This window comes from Sporichthya polymorpha DSM 43042 (genome assembly GCF_000384115.1).
GTDB classification, from domain to species: Bacteria; Actinomycetota; Actinomycetes; order Sporichthyales; family Sporichthyaceae; genus Sporichthya; species Sporichthya polymorpha.
Map to the genome: position 1 here is coordinate 1,280,783 of NZ_KB913029.1, position 15,451 is coordinate 1,296,233.

Below are 15,451 nucleotides of genomic sequence, written 5' to 3' on the forward strand. Positions count from 1 at the left end.
TGTGTGTTGATCGATGCTTCTGACATTGCGTCAGTTCGAGAGCAGCCCGCCGCCGAGGTCGAGCACCACCGGGACGACCCCGAGGCACAGGAACGCCGGCAGGAAGCAGAGGCCGAGCGGGAGAGCCGCGAGCACGGCCACCCGCGCGAGAGCGGCCTCCGCGGCGAGGCGACGCGCGACCCGGTGCCGGGCGGCCTCGGCGCTCACGGCCGCCGCGGCCGCGGTGCCGGACTCCGCGGTGCGGGCGAGGGCCCGCCCCAGGCCGGCCAGTTCGGGGCGCTCCCCGAGCTCGCGCCAGGCCCGCGCCGGGTCGGCCCCGCCCGCGACGCGGGCGGCGGCCTCCGCCAGGGCGGCGGCGACCGGCCCCGGCCGGGCGCGGGCGGCCGCGCGGGCGGCGTCGAGCGGCGCGCACCCGGCCGCGAGGCAGGCGGCGAGCAGGTCGGCCAGCGCCGCCGCCTCGGCGAGGTCCCGCGCACTCGCCCGTACCGTCCGGCCGGCCCTCACAGCGTCTCCTCGACCCGGCGCGCGAGCCGGTACAGCCACACCACTCCAGCGGCGTCGAGGCCGACACCGAGCGTGAGCAGCGCGAACCCGGACGGCGTAGCCAGCAGCACCCGCCACGGGTGCGCTCCGGCCGTCGCGGCCAGCACCATCCCGACCAGCGGCAGCCCCGCGAGCAGCCAGCCCGTCGTGCGGACGCCGGCGAGCTGGGCCCGCACCCGCGCCTGGTGGACGACCCGCTCCCCCGCCGCCGCGGCGACCTGGTCCAGCGCCCCGCCGAGGCCGGCACCGGTTTGTTCGGCCACCTCCCAGCACGCCGCCACGTCCCGCAGGTCGCCGGCGCCGGGCTGCGCGGCCGCGCGGAGCAGCGCCGCACCGACGTCCCCGTCGCCCGTCGCGGCGTCCCGGACCTCCCCCACCCAGTCGCCCGCCCCGTCGTCCCCGCCGCCGGGCGGCAGCTCGGCCAGGGCGGCCACCACCGCGGCCCGCGGGGGCCGCCCGGCGCGGACCTCGGACCCGAGCGCGCCCGCGAATTCGACCACCGCGGTCCGGCGGGCCTCGAGAACACGCCGGCGACCAAGATCACTCGGACGGGCGAACCGGCCCGGCCAGGCGGCCCGCGGCCGCCGACACGCCGTGGATCCCGGGCCGGACCGTTCGGCCGGATCGAGGCGGGCCAGGCCCCGCCCGGACCCCGGCCACGCGAGCGCGGCGGCCACCGCCGCGGCGAGGGCGGCCAGAACCGTCACCGGGGTTCCGGGACCGGGATGGAGCGGGCCTCCAGCAGCGCCCCGAGCTGTGGATAAGCCGGGCCGACGACCACCTCTCCGCCACGCCGGCCGCGCCGGAACCCGACCGCCCGGACCAGCCGGACGAGGCCGTCCGGGCCCCGTCGCGGGACCGCGATGCCGGTGACCCGGCGGCCGTCCTCCTCCCGCTCCAGGTGCACGACGGCGTCGATCCCGGCGGCGAGCTGGGCGTGCAGGGCGTCCCGCCTCATCCCGGCCGCGGCGGCGAGCGCCTCCAGCCGGGCCGGCACGGCGGCGGCCTCGTTCGCGTGCACGGTGCCCCCACCCCCGCGGTGACCGGTGTTGAGCGCGGCCAGCAGGTCGATGACCTCCCCGCCGCGGACCTCCCCGACCACCAGCCGGTCCGGCCGCATTCGCAGCGCCTGGCGGACGAGCTCCCGGAGCCCGATCGCTCCCGCGCCCTCGACGTTCGGCGGGCGCGCCTCCAGCCGCACGACGTGCGCGTGGTCGGGGTCGAGCTCGCGCGTGTCCTCGACCAGGACGATGCGCTCGTCCGGCGCGACGAGCCCGAGCAGCGTCGCGAGCAGCGTGGTCTTCCCGGTCCCGGCTCCACCCGAGACCAGGATTGCGAGCCGGGCCTCGACCAGCGCCCGGAGCCAGCGCATCCCGTCGGCCGGGATCGTCCCGGCGGCCACGAGGTCCGCGAGCGTGAACCGGCTGCGCCGCGGCACCCGCAGCGACAGCGCGGTGCCCCGCACCGCGACCGGCGCGAGCACGGCATGCAGCCGGGTCCCGTCGGGGAGGACGGCGTCCGCGAACGGGCAGCTGTCGTCGAGCCGCCGCCCGGCCGCCGCCACGAGCCGCTGCGCGAGCCGGCGCAGCGCCGCCTCGTCGCCGAGGTCGACCGCGACCCGGACCAGTCCGGCGCCGCGGTCGACCCAGACCTCCTGGGGACCGTTGACGAGGACGTCGGTGACGCCGGGCTCGGCCAGCAGCGGCTCCAGCGCCCCGGCCGGCGCGTTCACGCGGCCACCCCGAGCGCGAGCGAGTCGAGGAACCGGCCGCAGAGCCCGGCGAGCGGGCTGCGCCGCCCGATCCCCGGCGGCTCGCCCCAGTCCTGCCGTACCGCCCGCCGGGGCTCGGGCCGGACGGCTCCGAGCAGCGGGATCCCCAGCGTGTTCGCGATGACCTCCGGCGCGAGGTCGGACGGCGACGGGCCACGGACGACCAGCCAGCGGTCGTTGGGCTGGCCCGCCAGCGTCGCGACGACGCGGCCCGCCGCGGCCACCGAGCGCACGTCGGCCGGGACGACCACCAGCACCGGACCGCCGGCCGCGAGCGCCGCCTCCACGGTGCGGTCGGGGTGGCGCCGGGGCAGGTCGACGACGACGAGGTCGTGCCCACGGCGGACGCCGGCGAGGGTCGTTGCCATGACCTCGGGCGGCACGTGCAGCACACGGCCGCGGTCCCACGAGATCAGACTCAGCGGCCCGAACCGCGGCACCGCCCGGGACAGCGCGGTGGCGGTGACGCGGCCGCGGATCGCCGCGAGGTCGGGCCAGCGCAGTCCCTCGGCCTGCTCCTCGCCGAGCAGCAGGTCCAGGCCGCCACCGAGCGGGTCGCCGTCGACGAGCGCGGTCGGGACGTGCCGGCTCGCGGCCGTGACCGCGAGCGCGGCGGCGAGGGTGCTCGCCCCGGCGCCCCCGCGACCGCCGAGGACGCAGACCACCCGGCCCGCCGCCTGCGGTCCGTCGATCGCGTCCGCGAACCGGTCGGTCAGCCAGGTCTCGCCGTCGGGGAGGAGCGCGACCTGCTCCGCCCCGAGCGCGAGGGCGGGCCGCCACACCGCGGGGTCGACCGGATCGAACCCGGCGACGACGACGCCCGGCCGCCGGGGCAGCTCCCGCCGCGCCGCCTCGGCGACCCGGTCGGCGCCGACGACAACGAGCGGCGCGGACCGCCAGGACACGAGCGCCGCCCCGACGTCGACGGCGACCTCGGGCTCACTGCCGGCCGCCCCGGCCAGGCGGAGCAGGTCCTCCAGCAGCAGTGGGTCGCCGGTGACGATCAGGGGCCGGTCGGGTTCCCCCGGCGATCCGGACAGGGACGGGTCGAGTGACATGCGGGCCTCCCCAGGTCGGTGCGTGGCACCACACCCTGGACCCCGGGGCAGACCTCACCGGGGCGACCTGTGGACAACTTCGGGGGTGTGCCGACCTGTGGACAACGGGCCACCCCCGCGGTCCGGACGAGAGTCGGACGGACTCGTCAGAACGGGCCGGTCAAAACGGGGCGGTCAAAACGGGCCGGTTAAAAAGGACGGCCCCCGCCGGGGGGGAGAGCGGGGGCCGTCACCACAGTCCGACTCGGGGGGGAGGAGCCGAACCGGGATAGGCACGGTCATATCGACCGGCACCACACATGGTGTACCCCCTGGGTATGTCTCGTAAACAGGGGCCGGACGTGAGTGCGTAAAAACTTCACCCGCCGACCTATCCTCGACGCCGTGTCCGCGTCCCTGCCCCAGCCGGTGCCCCGCGCCGCGGCGTTCTTCGATCTGGACAAGACGGTCATCGCGAAGTCGAGTGCGCTGGCGTTCTCGCGGCCCTTCTACCGGGGCGGTCTGATCAATCGTCGCGCGGTGCTACGGAGCGCCTACGCGCAGTTCGTCTACCTCGCCGGCGGCGCCGACGCGGACCAGATGGAGCGGATGCGGAAGTACCTGTCCTCGCTCTGCGTCGGCTGGGACGTCGCGCAGGTGCGGGAGATCATCGGCGAGACCCTGCACGACCTGATCGACCCGCTGATCTACGACGAGGCCGCCGAACTCCTCGAGCAGCACCGGCTCGCCGGGCGGGACGTCGTCCTCGTCAGCACGTCCGGTTCGGAGATCGTGGAGCCGATCGGCGAGATGCTCGGGGCCGACCATGTCATCGCCACCCGAATGGCTGTCGGTGACGACGGTCGGTACACGGGCGAGATCGGGTTCTACGCCTACGGTGAGCACAAGGCGACGGCGATCCGCGAGTTCGCCGAGCGGCACAACATCGACCTCGAGCGCTCCTACGCGTACTCCGACTCCGAGACCGACGTCCCGATGCTCGAGACGGTCGGTCACCCGCACGCGGTCAACCCGGACCGCGCCCTGCGCAAGGAGGCCGGCACGCGCGGCTGGCCCGTCCTGGTGTTCAGCAAGCCGGTGTCGATGCGCAGTCGGATGCCGTCGATCCCCAAGCCGTCGCGGTCGGTGGTCGCCGCGACGGCCGTCGCCGCGGGTGCGGCGGCCGCGGCCGCCGTGCTCTGGGTCAGCCGTCGCGCCTGAGTCGAGCCCAGTCGATCCGCGAGCGAACCTCGCGACCGGGCCGACAAATCGGACACCGTCGCAAGTTCACCCGCGCCACGCCGAGATCCTTTGCAAAGAAGGCAGGTTCACCCTTCCGTCCGGGCGCGAAGAGGGGTAGACCTGAACTCGATGAAGTTGGACCGGACACCGGTCGCGCGACGGGTCCGACCCGATTTCATCGAGCGCCACTCGGGTACCCACGCGGCGACCTGCCCATGTACGGGCCGCCGAGACAGGCTGGTCCTGGTCCGGCGATTTCGGAACTGCACGCTTGGTAGCCCGTTTCGACGCACCCTTCGCGACGGCGTCCCTGGAGACAGGGGCGCCGTTCGCATGTTCGCTGCCACGTCTACTACCTGACGAACCATCAGTAACTTACGGCCGGTCCACTGAAGAGCTCTCAGCCGTGCGCGATGCACACCTGCAGAGCGTCGCCGGCTCCGATCTCGAGCGCACGGGCACAGTGCACGACCCAGCTCGCGACGCCTTCGGCCGTCCCGGACGAGTACCCCGCCGCCGCAATCTGATACTCCGTCAGACCGAGCTCGAGGTGACCCACCTCGGGCGCGACGACACCCCCGGCGTCGAGGCCGCGCTGGAGAAGCAGACAGCGGGCCGCGGCCCGCGCGACGAGGCCCGACCACGGGCCGAACGCCTCGGTTGTGAGCACCTCCGCGTGGACGATCGCGGCGACCACGATCGCCGGTGCACGGGTCGGCGAGGTCAGGGCGTCGGCGAGGACGTCGAGCCGCGCCGCGGCCGCCGCGGTGGCGGGTCGGCCGAGCGAGTCCGTGGGGACGTCGACGTCCGCCGCGGCGACCGCGTGCAGCCGGGCGAGGGCCTGCAGCGGGGCCTTCTCCCACACCGGGGCGACGAGACCGATCTCGGTCGACAGGCGCACGGCCCCGCGCGCGACCGAGCCGGCCGCGGGGTCGGTCAGCGCCGATCCCGAGCGCAGGTCCTCCTCGCTGACGTCGACGCCGGAGAGCGCGGCCGAGGCCCGTGCCCCGCGCAGCGCGGTCACGGCCACGACCTCGGGGCCGCGCAGCTTGAGGGCCGGCAGGCCGGCCAGGCGGTCGACCGCGGCCCGGGCGCGGAGGCCGAGCTCGGCGACCCCGGGGAGGGCGGCAACTGCTGCGAACGGGTCGGCGACGGACACGAGCGGTCACGCTAGCGGGCCCGCCGACGCGACCGACGTGCCCACCTTCGATGGGAGCCCGCGCGGCGCAGGCTGACGCAGGAGTGCCGACCAAATTAGATTCAGGTCCGTGGGCGACCTGACGGGTGCTCTGACCCTCGCGATCGCCGCAGCAGCGGTCGCGGTGGCGGTGCTCGGCCTGCGTCGCTTCAACTGGTGGCGGCCCGACCTCGGCACGACCGCCGACCGCGCGGCGTACGAGACGCTCCACCTCACCTCGCTCGCCGCGCCCGCGCTCCGCGGCGGGCTCACGCAGGCGGGCACGACGCGGGCGGTCAAGCACCTCCGGGCCCTGCTGGGTTCGCGCGCGGTCGCCATCACCGACGGGCAGCGGCTGCTCGCGTGGGACGGCGCCGCCCAGGACTCCCTCGGCAGCTGTGCCGTCGAGCACGCCCAGGCGGTCATGGACACCGGCCGCAGCCAGGTGCTGATGGCGGCGTGCCCGAACAGCGAGCCGATCCGCGAGGTCGTCGTCACCCCCCTGGTCTCCGGCACCACCGTCATCGGCACGCTCGCGGCCTACGTCGACTCCAGCTCGGCGAACCTGATCCGCGCCGTCGACGAGGTCGGGAGTTGGGTCTCCGGCCAGCTCGAGCTCTCGGAGCTCGACGCGACCCGCACCCGCGTCGCGGAGGCCGAAGTGCGGGCGCTGCGCGCGCAGATCTCGCCGCACTTCATCTACAACTCGCTGAACGCGATCGCCTCGTTCGTGCGTACCGACCCGGACCGTGCCCGCGAACTCCTCCTGGAGTTCGCCGACTTCACCCGCTACACGTTCCGCCGGGCGGGCGACTTCACGACGCTGGCCGACGAATTGCGCGCGATCAACGGTTACCTGCTGCTGGAGCGGGCACGATTCGGCGAGCGACTGGGCGTCACCCTCCGGGTCGCGCCCGAGGTCCTGCCGGTCTCCATCCCCTTCCTGTGCCTGCAGCCGTTGGTGGAGAACGCCGTCCGCCACGGGCTCGAGACGAAGAACGGACAGGGAACGGTGACGATCCTCGCCGAGGACGCGGGTGCCCACTGTTTGATCAGCGTCGAGGACGACGGGGTGGGCATGGCGCCCGAGCGCGTCCGGGAGGCTCTGTCCGGCGAACCGGGCTCCGACCATGTCGGTCTCGGCAACGTCGACGAGCGACTGCGTACCATCTTCGGCGACGCCTACGGCCTGACGGTGGCGACTGCGCCCGGCGCGGGCACCAAGGTCAGTCTTCGGGTGCCCAAGTTCCAGCCGGGAGTGCATGCGTGACCACCGACGCCAGTGGCGACCGCAAGCTGACCGTGCTCGCCGTCGACGACGAGGCACCCGCCTTGTCCGAGCTCGTGTATCTGTTGCGGCAGGACCCGCACATCGGCACGGTGCTCTCGGCCGACAGCGGGGCGGAAGCGCTGCGGCAGCTCGGGCTCCACACGATCGACGGCATCTTCATGGACATCCGGATGCCCGGCCTGTCCGGCGTCGAGTTGGCCACCGTGCTCGCCCAGTTCCGCAACCCGCCGCCGATCGTGTTCGTGACCGCCTTCGACTCGCACGCCGTCGACGCGTTCGAGCTCAAGGCCGTCGACTACGTCCTCAAGCCGGCGCGCCCCGAGCGGCTCGCCGAGGCGGTGCGGCGGCTCGTCGCGCGGGTCAACTCCGCGAACGCCCCGGCCGCCCCCGCCCCGGCCGCCACCCCGGCCACGCCCGACGACGAGACGATCCCGGTCGAGCTGGGCGGTGTCACGCGGTTCATCTCGCGCAGCGACGTCCGCTACGTCGAGTCGCACGGTGACTACGCGCGCCTCCACACCTCCGACGCGACCCACCTGGTCCGTGTCCCGATGGCGACGCTCGAGGAGCGCTGGCGCGACGCGGGCTTCATCCGCATCCACCGCAGCTACCTCGTCTCGCTCGCGCACGTCACCGAGGTCCGCCTCGCGACAGGCCGCTCCAGCGTGGTCCTCGGTAACGAGGAGCTGACCGTGAGCCGGCGTCACACCCGCGACCTGCGCGAGGTTCTGGTCCGCCGCTCCCGGCCGACGTCCTCGTCAGCCGGCTCGTCAGGGTCGGGCTCGTCGGGCTCGGTGGGCTCGGCGGCCGCCGCCAACAACACCTCGACCGAACGTCCTGAGGCGCGCGGGTGAACGAGGTCGACAAGTCCGGCCGCGTCATCGTCACCAGCCCGCGCGCCCGGGTGACCGGCCCCGTGCAGCGCGCGCTCGACCTCGACGAGGAGACGACCGTCGGTGAGGTGTACCTCCGGTCGTTGATGCGCACCCAGCTCGGTCTCGCCCTGACGGTGTGCCTCGGCGTGCTCGTCGTCGTCGCCGGCCTGCCGCTGCTGTTCGAACTCTGGCCGGCCACCCGCAGCGCGCGGGTGTTCGGGCTCGGGGTGCCCTGGCTGGCCCTCGGCTTCCTCGCCTACCCGGCCCTGATCCTCGGCGGCTGGGCCTACGTGCGCGCAGCCGAACGCAACGAGCGTCAGTTCGCCGACCTCGTCGAGCGCCGTTGAAGGTCCGGCTCCCGTGAACGAGACGTACGGCATCGCCGCGATTTCCCTCGTCGCCGCGCTCACCGTCGTCATCGGTGCGTTCGGTCTGCGGATCTCCCGCACCACGTCGGACTTCTACGTCGCGTCCCGCACCGTCTCGCCGCTGTGGAACGCCTCGGCGATCGGCGGCGAGTACCTGTCCGCGGCGTCGTTCCTCGGCGTCGCGGGGCTGATCCTCGCCTACGGCGCGGACCTGCTCTGGCTGCCGGTCGGCTTCACCGGCGGGTACCTGATGATGCTCGTGCTCGTCGCGGCTCCGCTGCGGCGCTCGGGGGCCTACACGCTCCCCGACTTCGCCGAACTGCGGCTGAGCTCGACCCGGCTGCGGATGATCGCCAGCATCCTCGTCGTCGGCATCTGCTGGCTGTACCTGATGCCGCAGTTCCAGGGCGCGGGTCTGACCCTGCGCACCGTCACCGGCGCGCCCCGCTGGGTCGGCGAGGTCATCGTCGCGGTCGTCGTCGTGACCGCCGTCGCGGCCGGCGGCATGCGGTCGATCACCTTCGTCCAGGCCTTCCAGTACTGGCTCAAGGTGACGGCGATCCTGCTGCCCGCCGCGTTCCTCTTCCTGTCGTGGCAGTCCGACGGCTCGCCACCGCTCACCCGCGACTCGCAACCGCGTTTTGCCGAGGCCACCACGGTCACCGTCCCGGAGGACCTGCGGATCGTCGTCACCCAACCGGTCGTCCCGCGGGTGACCGGGGTGATCGACGGTCAGCGCTACATCGGGGGCGTCGCCGTCCTCGCCCCCGGCTCACACACCGTCGAACGGGGCGCGCGGCTCGACTTCCCTGCCGACGCCCCGGTGCCGGTGCAGGAGGACCTGCCCACGGCCACCGACAAGAACTGGGCCGAGCCGCTGACCGAGGGTCGTGAGCACTCGCTCTACGCGACGTACTCACTGATCATCGCGACGATGCTCGGGACGATGGGGCTGCCGCACATCCTCGTGCGCTTCTACACGAACCCCGACGGCGGCGCCGCCCGGCGCACGACGCTGGCCGTGCTCGCGCTGCTCGGGCTCTTCTACCTGGGCCCGACCCTGTTCGGGGCGCTCGGGCGGATCTACGCCCCGGACCTGTTGCTGACCGGACGGGTGGACTCCGTCGTCCTGGAGCTGCCGTCCCGCATGATCGGTGGCGTCGCCGGTGACCTGCTGTTCGCGCTCGTGACCGCGGGCGCGTTCGCCGCGTTCCTGTCCACCGCGGCCGGCCTGACGCTGTCCGCGGCGGCCGTGCTGTCCCAGGACGTGTTCCGCAGCGGCGCCGTGCGCACCTTCCAGCTCTCCGCCCTGCCCGCGACGCTGGTGCCGCTGGCGTTCGCGCTGCTCGCCGGCGGCATCCCGGTCGGTGACGCGGTCGGCCTGGCGTTCGCCGTCGCCGCGTCGACGTTCTGCCCACTGCTCGTGCTCGGGGTGTGGTGGCGCCGGCTGTCCACGGTGGGTGCGGCCGCCGGGATGGTCGTCGGCGGCGTCCTCGCGGGCATCGCGGTGCTCGCGACCGTCATCGGTGGCCCCTACGACGGCTGGCCCGGCGCCCTGCTCGCCCAGCCGGCGGCGCTCACGGTCCCGATCGCCTTCGTCGTGATGATCGTGGTCTCACTTCTGACCCCGAGTCATATTCCATCGAACGTGCACCGGATCATGGTCCGCCTGCATGTCCCGGAGGGCCTGGGGCAGGACCGCGGCGACTTCCGCCGCTGATCCTCTCCGCCTGAGGTTCGTCAGAGCTTGCGGGCCACCGTCAGGCCGTCGGCCACCGGGAGCAGCACAGCTTCGACCCGCTCGTCGGCGAGGACGGCGTCGTTGAACGCGCGCAGCGCCTCGGTGTCGGCGTCGGTCACCGCCGGGTCGACGACCTTCCCCGACCACAAGGTGTTGTCGACGAGCACCAGTCCGCCCGGCCGCAGCCGCGGCACGATCTCGCCCCAGTAGCCCGCGTAGCCCTGCTTGTCGGCGTCGATAAAGGCGAGGTCGATCGACTCCTCGGCGGGCAGCGACTGCAATGTCTCGATCGCCGGCGCGATGCGCAGGTCGATCCGGTCCGCCACGCCCGCGCGGTCCCAGTACTTCCGTGCGGTCGCCGTGTAGTCCTCGCTGACGTCGCAGCACAGCAGGCGGCCGCCGGGGGAGAGCGCGCGGGCGAGACAGATCGACGAGTACCCGGTGAACGTGCCGACCTCGACCGCGAACCGGACACGGACGAGGCGGGCGAGCAGGCCGAGGAACGCGCCCTGGTCGGGCGAGATCTGCATGCTCGAGATTCCACCCATCGCCGCAGTCTCGGCCGCGAGGTCGCGCAGGACGTCGTCCGGGGCGGGCGCGTGCGCGGCGACGTAGTCGAAGACCTCAGGAGCAAGCAGCGGGGAGCGTGGTGACATGCCCGCCAAACTATCCGCGGTCGGCGGGTCCGGGTTGCGCTGGGGGCGGTTGCGACGCGGGGGATTCGTCGGCGTGCTCGAGGATGTGGAGCTGCAGCTCGGCGACGAGCCGGTCGGTCGGGTCCTTGAGGTCCAGACCGGTCAGTTCCTGCATCCTCCGCAGGCGGTATCGAAGGGTGTTGGGATGCAGCAGCAACGCCTCGGCGGCCTTGGGCACGTCGCCGGCGTGGTCGAAGAACGCACGCAGGGAGCGGATGTAGTCCGACCGCCCCGCGGAGTCCATCCGACGCAGCGTGGCGACCGGGCCACCCAGCAGTTCGGGACGTTCGGCCGCGATCGATCGGATCAGTCCGAGGATCGGGTGGCCGGCGTCCGACGTGCCGGTTCGGGCCGAGACGTGCGGGGGCGTCTCCTCACGCCCCCGCACGGTGTCTTCCATGGTCGGATCAGTCCTCACTCGCCGCGCTGGGCAGCTTCTCGGAGATCAGGTTCATGACGGACGAGTCGGCGAGGGTCGTCACGTCGCCGATGTCCCGGTTCTCGGCGACGTCGCGCAGCAGGCGGCGCATGATCTTCCCGGACCGCGTCTTGGGCAGCTCGGGGACGACCATGATCTGCCGCGGTTTCGCGATCGGGCCGATCTCCTTGGCCACGTGGGCCCGGAGCTCGGCGATCACGTCGGCGCCGCCGTCGCCGGCGCTCTTGCGCAGGATCACGAAGGCGACGATGCCCTGACCGGTGGTGGCGTCGGTCGCGCCGACCACGGCGGCCTCCGCGACCTTCTCGTGCGACACGAGTGCCGACTCGACCTCGGTGGTCGAGATGCGGTGGCCGGAGACGTTCATGACGTCGTCGACGCGTCCGAGGAGCCAGACGTCGCCGTCCTCGTCCTTCTTCGCGCCGTCGCCGGCGAAGTAGAGGCCGTCGAAGCGGGACCAGTAGGTCTCCCGAAACCGCTCCGGGTCGCCCCAGATGCCGCGCAGCATCGACGGCCACGGCTCGGTGAGGACCATGTAGCCGCCGTGCCCGTTGGGGACCGACTTCGCGTTGTCGTCGACGACGTCGGCGCCGATGCCCGGCAGCGGCCGCATGGCCGAGCCCGGCTTCGTGGCGGTGACGCCCGGGAGCGGGCTGATCATGATCGCCCCGGTCTCGGTCTGCCACCACGTGTCGACGATCGGGGCCGAGTCCCCGCCGATGACCCGGCGGTACCAGATCCAGGCCTCGGGGTTGATGTTCTCGCCGACCGAACCGAGCAGACGGATCTTCGACAGGTCGAACTTCGCGGGGATGTCGTCGCCCCACTTCATGAACGTCCGGATCGCGGTGGGCGCGGTGTAGAGGATCGTGACCCCGTACTTCTCGGCGACCTCCCACCAGCGGCCCTGGTGCGGGGTGTCCGGCGTGCCCTCGTACATCACCGACGTCGCCCGGTTCGCGAGCGGCCCGTAGACGATGTAGGAGTGCCCGGTCACCCAGCCGACGTCGGCGGTGCACCAGTAGACGTCGCTGTCCGGCTTGATGTCGAAGACGTACTTGTGCGTGTACGCGCACTGCGTCAGGTAGCCACCGGTCGTGTGGAGGATGCCCTTGGGCTTCCCCGTCGTGCCGGAGGTGTAGAGCAGGTACAGCGGGTGCTCGGAGTCGAACGCCTCCGGGGTGTGCTGGTCCGACGCGGAGTCGACCACGTCGTGCCACCACACGTCGCGACCCTCGGTCCAGGCGACGTCCTGCCCGGTGCGCCGGACGACGAGGACGCTGCGGACGTCGGGGCACTTCGTGAGCGCCTCGTCCACGGCCGGCTTCAGCGCGGCCGGGGCCCCGCGCCGGTAGCCGCCGTCGGCGGTGATGATCACCCGCGCGTCGGCGTCCTGGACGCGGGACGCGAGCGCGTCCGCGGAGAACCCGCCGAAGACCACCGAGTGCGGGGCGCCGATGCGCGCGCAGGCGAGCATCGCGACGACCGTCTCCGGGATCATCGGCATGTAGATGCAGACCCGGTCACCGGTCTGCACGCCGAGCGCGATCAGCGCGTTCGCGGCCTTGCTGACCTCACGCTGGAGGTCGGAGTAGGTGATGGTGCGGGTGTCGCCCGGCTCGCCCTCCCAGTGGAAGGCGACCTGCGAGCCGTGGCCGGCCTCGACGTGCCGGTCCACGCAGTTGTAGGCGACGTTGAGCTTGCCCCCGACGAACCACTTGGCGAACGGGGCGCCGGACCAGTCGAGGACCGAGTCCCACTTCTGCTCCCAGGCCAGGGCGTCGGCCTGCTCGGCCCAGAAGGCGAGGCGGTCCTTGGCGGCGTGGTCGTAGAGGTCGGCCTGGGCGTTGGCCGCCGCCGCGAACTCGGCCGGCGGCTCGAAGCGCCGGTTCTCGTGCATCAGGTTGGACAGGGCGTCTGAGCTCACGTCGGGGTCCTCCGGGGTCGTACAAGGGGCACAACTGTGGATCCGGCAGCGAGGCGCTGCCGGCGACCGCGACCTCCCGGTACCCCGCCGTTGGGGCACCGGGAGAGCCGCGGTGAACGAAGCACGAGGGCCGCCGGGGCAGGCCTAGTGCTGGGCCGCCTTCTCGGCACCGGCGCCGGTGAGCGCGCGGACCTCGAAGTTGCGGTACTTCTCGATGGTCTCCGGCTCCTTCGAGGTGAGGGTGCCGATAATCCCGAAGAGGAAGCCGGCGGGGATCGAGATGATGCCCGGGTTCTTCAGCGGGAAGTACGACCAGTCGTTGTTCTCGAACAGGGCAGTGGCGTTGCCCGACACGTTCGGCGAGAACACGATCAGGCCGACGCACACGATGAGACCGCCGTAGATCGCCCAGGTCGCGCCTCGCGTGTTGAAGCGGGGCCAGAACAGGTTGAGCAGGATCGACGGCAGGTTCGCCGACGCCGCGACCGCGAAGGCCAGGGCGACGAGGAACGCGATGTTCAGGTCTTGCGCGAACAGGCTGAGCACGATGGCCACGCCACCGATGACGAAGGCCGAGATCCGGGCGACCCGGACCTCCTCCTGCTCGGAGCAGTTCCCGCTCTTGATGACGTTGGCGTACAGGTCGTGCGAGAACGACGACGAGGACGCCAGGGTCAGGCCGGCGACGACCGCGAGGATCGTCGCGAACGCGACCGCGGAGATCAACGCCAGCAGGATCGCGCCACCGGCACTGCCTTCACCGCCACCGACTTCTTCCGCGAGCAGTGGTGAGGCCAGGTTGCCGGAGGAGTCCTCCGCGATGATCGCGTTGCGGCCGAGCAGCGCCGCGGCACCGAACCCGAGGACCAGGGTCATCAGGTAGAAGGAGCCGATGATCCCGATCGCCCACAGGACCGAGGTCCGCGCGTCCCTGGCGGTCGGCACGGTGTAGAAGCGGATCAGGATGTGCGGCAGACCGGCGGTGCCGAGCACCAGGGCCAGCGCGAGCGAGATGAAGTCGATCTTCGTCGTGCCGGTGAGGCCGTACTGCGCACCACCACCGAGGTAGAGGAACTCGCGCACCTCGGCGGCGGCCGCGTTGAAGCCGTCACCCAACTTCTCCTGGGCGTCCCGCTCCGAGGCCTCGGCGAGCATGCGGGAGATGTTGAAGTCGAACTTCAGCAGCGTCAGGAAGACGACGATGATCGTGCCGGTCATGAGCAGACACGCCTTGACGATCTGCACGTAGGTCGTGCCGCGCATGCCACCGACGGTGACGTAGACGATCATCAGCGCGCCGACGGCGACGATCGTCAGGTTCTTCGCGGCGTCGCTCTCGGCACCGATGAGCAGCGCGACGAGCTTGCCCGCGCCGGCCATCTGCGCCAGCAGGTAGAAGATCGAGACCACGACGGTCGAGGTCGCCGCCGCCGTCCGGACCGGCTTCTGCTTCATCCGGTAGGAGAGGACGTCCGCCATCGTGTAGCGGCCGGTGTTCCGCAGCAGCTCGGCGACGAGCAGCAGCGCGACCAGCCACGCGACGAGGAAGCCGATCGAGTAGAGGAAGCCGTCGTACCCGTTGAGGGCGATGGCGCCGGAGATGCCGAGGAAGCTCGCGGCGGACATGTAGTCGCCGGAGATCGCGAGGCCGTTCTGGAAGCCGCTGAACCCGCGGCCACCGTGGTAGAAGTCGCCGGCCGCGGTGTTCTGCCGCGAGGCGATCATCGTGATGTAGAGCGTGAGCGCGACGACCGCGCCGAACAGGCAGACGGTCAGGGTCTCGGTACCGGTCACTGGGCACCTCCCCCGGTGTGCCGGGCGAGCAGGCCCTGCGAGCGCGGGTCGAGCTCGACCTCAGCGCGCTTCGCGTAGAAGTACGCGATGCCGAACGTCGAGACGAACTGCAGCAGGCCGAAGATCAGCCCGACGTTGATGTGGCCGAGCACCTCCTCGCCCATGAAGTCGTGGGCGTACGTCGCACAGATGACGTACAGGAAGTACCAGGCCATGAAGCCCAGCACGAGGGGGAAGACCAGGCGCTTGAATCTGCGCCTCAGTTCGGCGAACTCGGGGTCGTTGTAGATGGCTTCGTGTTCGCGGTCCATGCCGGTCGGCGACCGGCCCGGCTCATCGACTTGGGCCACGGGGGTACTCCCTTTGTCGCGGTTGTTCGCACTCGTGCGGGGTCGCGCGACACCTTAGGTGCGCTGCATCACGCTGTGACCGTTGTCGCAACGGCCAAACGTTCGCGCGCCCCATACGTGCGCCGGACGGTGCTCCGCGCCCGTTGGGCGAGCCGTCTGTTACGACGAATGGTCACGTTTCCTGCGCCCAGTGGACGATCT

General features: G+C 72.4%; 15 protein-coding genes. 5 read left to right on the forward strand and 10 right to left on the reverse strand.

The window, feature by feature from the left end; genetic code table 11:
• Positions 1 to 30 precede the first annotated feature (30 nt).
• The 4 genes from SPOPO_RS34735 to ssd are packed head-to-tail and all read right to left on the reverse strand — an operon-like array spanning position 31 to position 3,372.
• Positions 31 to 504 (reverse strand): type II secretion system F family protein, encoded by a 474-nt coding sequence (locus SPOPO_RS34735; RefSeq protein WP_019873947.1) that lies wholly within the window; start codon positions 502 to 504, stop codon positions 31 to 33.
• Complete coding sequence (locus SPOPO_RS34740) at positions 501 to 1,250, reverse strand: type II secretion system F family protein (RefSeq protein WP_019873948.1); 750 nt, start codon at positions 1,248 to 1,250, stop codon at positions 501 to 503. Before SPOPO_RS34740 ends, SPOPO_RS34735 begins: the two co-directional genes overlap by 4 nt.
• Positions 1,247 to 2,275 (reverse strand): TadA family conjugal transfer-associated ATPase, encoded by a 1,029-nt coding sequence (locus SPOPO_RS0106335; protein WP_019873949.1) that lies wholly within the window; start codon positions 2,273 to 2,275, stop codon positions 1,247 to 1,249. The genes SPOPO_RS34740 and SPOPO_RS0106335 overlap by 4 nt, the downstream gene beginning before the upstream one ends.
• Positions 2,272 to 3,372: a septum site-determining protein Ssd gene (ssd, locus tag SPOPO_RS35050; protein WP_019873950.1), complete on the reverse strand. Its 1,101-nt coding sequence runs from the start codon at positions 3,370 to 3,372 to the stop codon at positions 2,272 to 2,274. Before ssd ends, SPOPO_RS0106335 begins: the two co-directional genes overlap by 4 nt.
• A 384-nt stretch (positions 3,373 to 3,756) precedes the next feature.
• Here ssd and SPOPO_RS0106345 point away from each other — a divergent pair, with 384 nt between their 5' ends.
• Entirely contained in the window at positions 3,757 to 4,572 is an 816-nt protein-coding gene (locus SPOPO_RS0106345; RefSeq protein WP_019873951.1) for an HAD family hydrolase, read from the forward strand.
• Positions 4,573 to 4,993: 421 nt separating this feature from the next.
• Here the strand turns inward: SPOPO_RS0106345 and SPOPO_RS0106350 are convergent, their stop codons facing one another.
• A complete protein-coding gene (locus SPOPO_RS0106350; RefSeq protein WP_019873952.1) occupies positions 4,994 to 5,752 on the reverse strand; it encodes a Fic family protein in 759 nt (252 codons plus the stop codon).
• A gap of 109 nt (positions 5,753 to 5,861) precedes the next feature.
• On the opposite strand from SPOPO_RS0106350, the gene SPOPO_RS0106355 reads away from it, so the two are divergent.
• Genes SPOPO_RS0106355 through SPOPO_RS0106370 form a run of 4 tightly spaced genes read left to right on the forward strand, consistent with a single transcriptional unit; the run spans position 5,862 to position 10,024 of the window.
• A complete protein-coding gene (locus tag SPOPO_RS0106355) occupies positions 5,862 to 7,040 on the forward strand; it encodes a sensor histidine kinase (RefSeq protein WP_019873953.1) in 1,179 nt (392 codons plus the stop codon).
• A complete protein-coding gene (locus SPOPO_RS0106360) occupies positions 7,037 to 7,915 on the forward strand; it encodes a LytR/AlgR family response regulator transcription factor (protein ID WP_019873954.1) in 879 nt (292 codons plus the stop codon). The genes SPOPO_RS0106355 and SPOPO_RS0106360 overlap by 4 nt, the downstream gene beginning before the upstream one ends.
• Positions 7,912 to 8,283: a DUF485 domain-containing protein gene (locus SPOPO_RS0106365; protein WP_019873955.1), complete on the forward strand. Its 372-nt coding sequence runs from the start codon at positions 7,912 to 7,914 to the stop codon at positions 8,281 to 8,283. Before SPOPO_RS0106360 ends, SPOPO_RS0106365 begins: the two co-directional genes overlap by 4 nt.
• Positions 8,284 to 8,296: 13 nt before the next feature.
• Positions 8,297 to 10,024, forward strand: coding sequence for a sodium/solute symporter (locus SPOPO_RS0106370; protein ID WP_019873956.1), 1,728 nt, complete (start codon positions 8,297 to 8,299; stop codon positions 10,022 to 10,024).
• Between the two features lie 20 nt (positions 10,025 to 10,044).
• On the opposite strand, the gene SPOPO_RS0106375 is transcribed toward SPOPO_RS0106370, so the two are convergent.
• The 5 genes from SPOPO_RS0106375 to SPOPO_RS0106395 all read right to left on the reverse strand — a co-directional run bounded on the left by SPOPO_RS0106375 (position 10,045) and on the right by SPOPO_RS0106395 (position 15,250).
• Positions 10,045 to 10,701: an O-methyltransferase gene (locus tag SPOPO_RS0106375; protein ID WP_019873957.1), complete on the reverse strand. Its 657-nt coding sequence runs from the start codon at positions 10,699 to 10,701 to the stop codon at positions 10,045 to 10,047.
• A gap of 10 nt (positions 10,702 to 10,711) precedes the next feature.
• Positions 10,712 to 11,140, reverse strand: coding sequence for a PucR family transcriptional regulator (locus tag SPOPO_RS0106380; RefSeq protein WP_019873958.1), 429 nt, complete (start codon positions 11,138 to 11,140; stop codon positions 10,712 to 10,714).
• A 7-nt stretch (positions 11,141 to 11,147) separates the two neighbouring features.
• On the reverse strand, positions 11,148 to 13,079 hold the full coding sequence (gene acs, locus SPOPO_RS0106385) for an acetate--CoA ligase (RefSeq protein WP_211210996.1): 1,932 nt from the start codon (positions 13,077 to 13,079) through the stop codon (positions 11,148 to 11,150).
• 171 nt (positions 13,080 to 13,250) lie between these two features.
• On the reverse strand, positions 13,251 to 14,900 hold the full coding sequence (locus tag SPOPO_RS0106390) for a solute symporter family protein (protein ID WP_019873960.1): 1,650 nt from the start codon (positions 14,898 to 14,900) through the stop codon (positions 13,251 to 13,253).
• Positions 14,897 to 15,250, reverse strand: a complete 354-nt coding sequence (locus tag SPOPO_RS0106395) for a DUF485 domain-containing protein (RefSeq protein WP_033384929.1) — start codon at positions 15,248 to 15,250, stop codon at positions 14,897 to 14,899. Before SPOPO_RS0106395 ends, SPOPO_RS0106390 begins: the two co-directional genes overlap by 4 nt.
• Positions 15,251 to 15,451 lie beyond the last annotated feature (201 nt).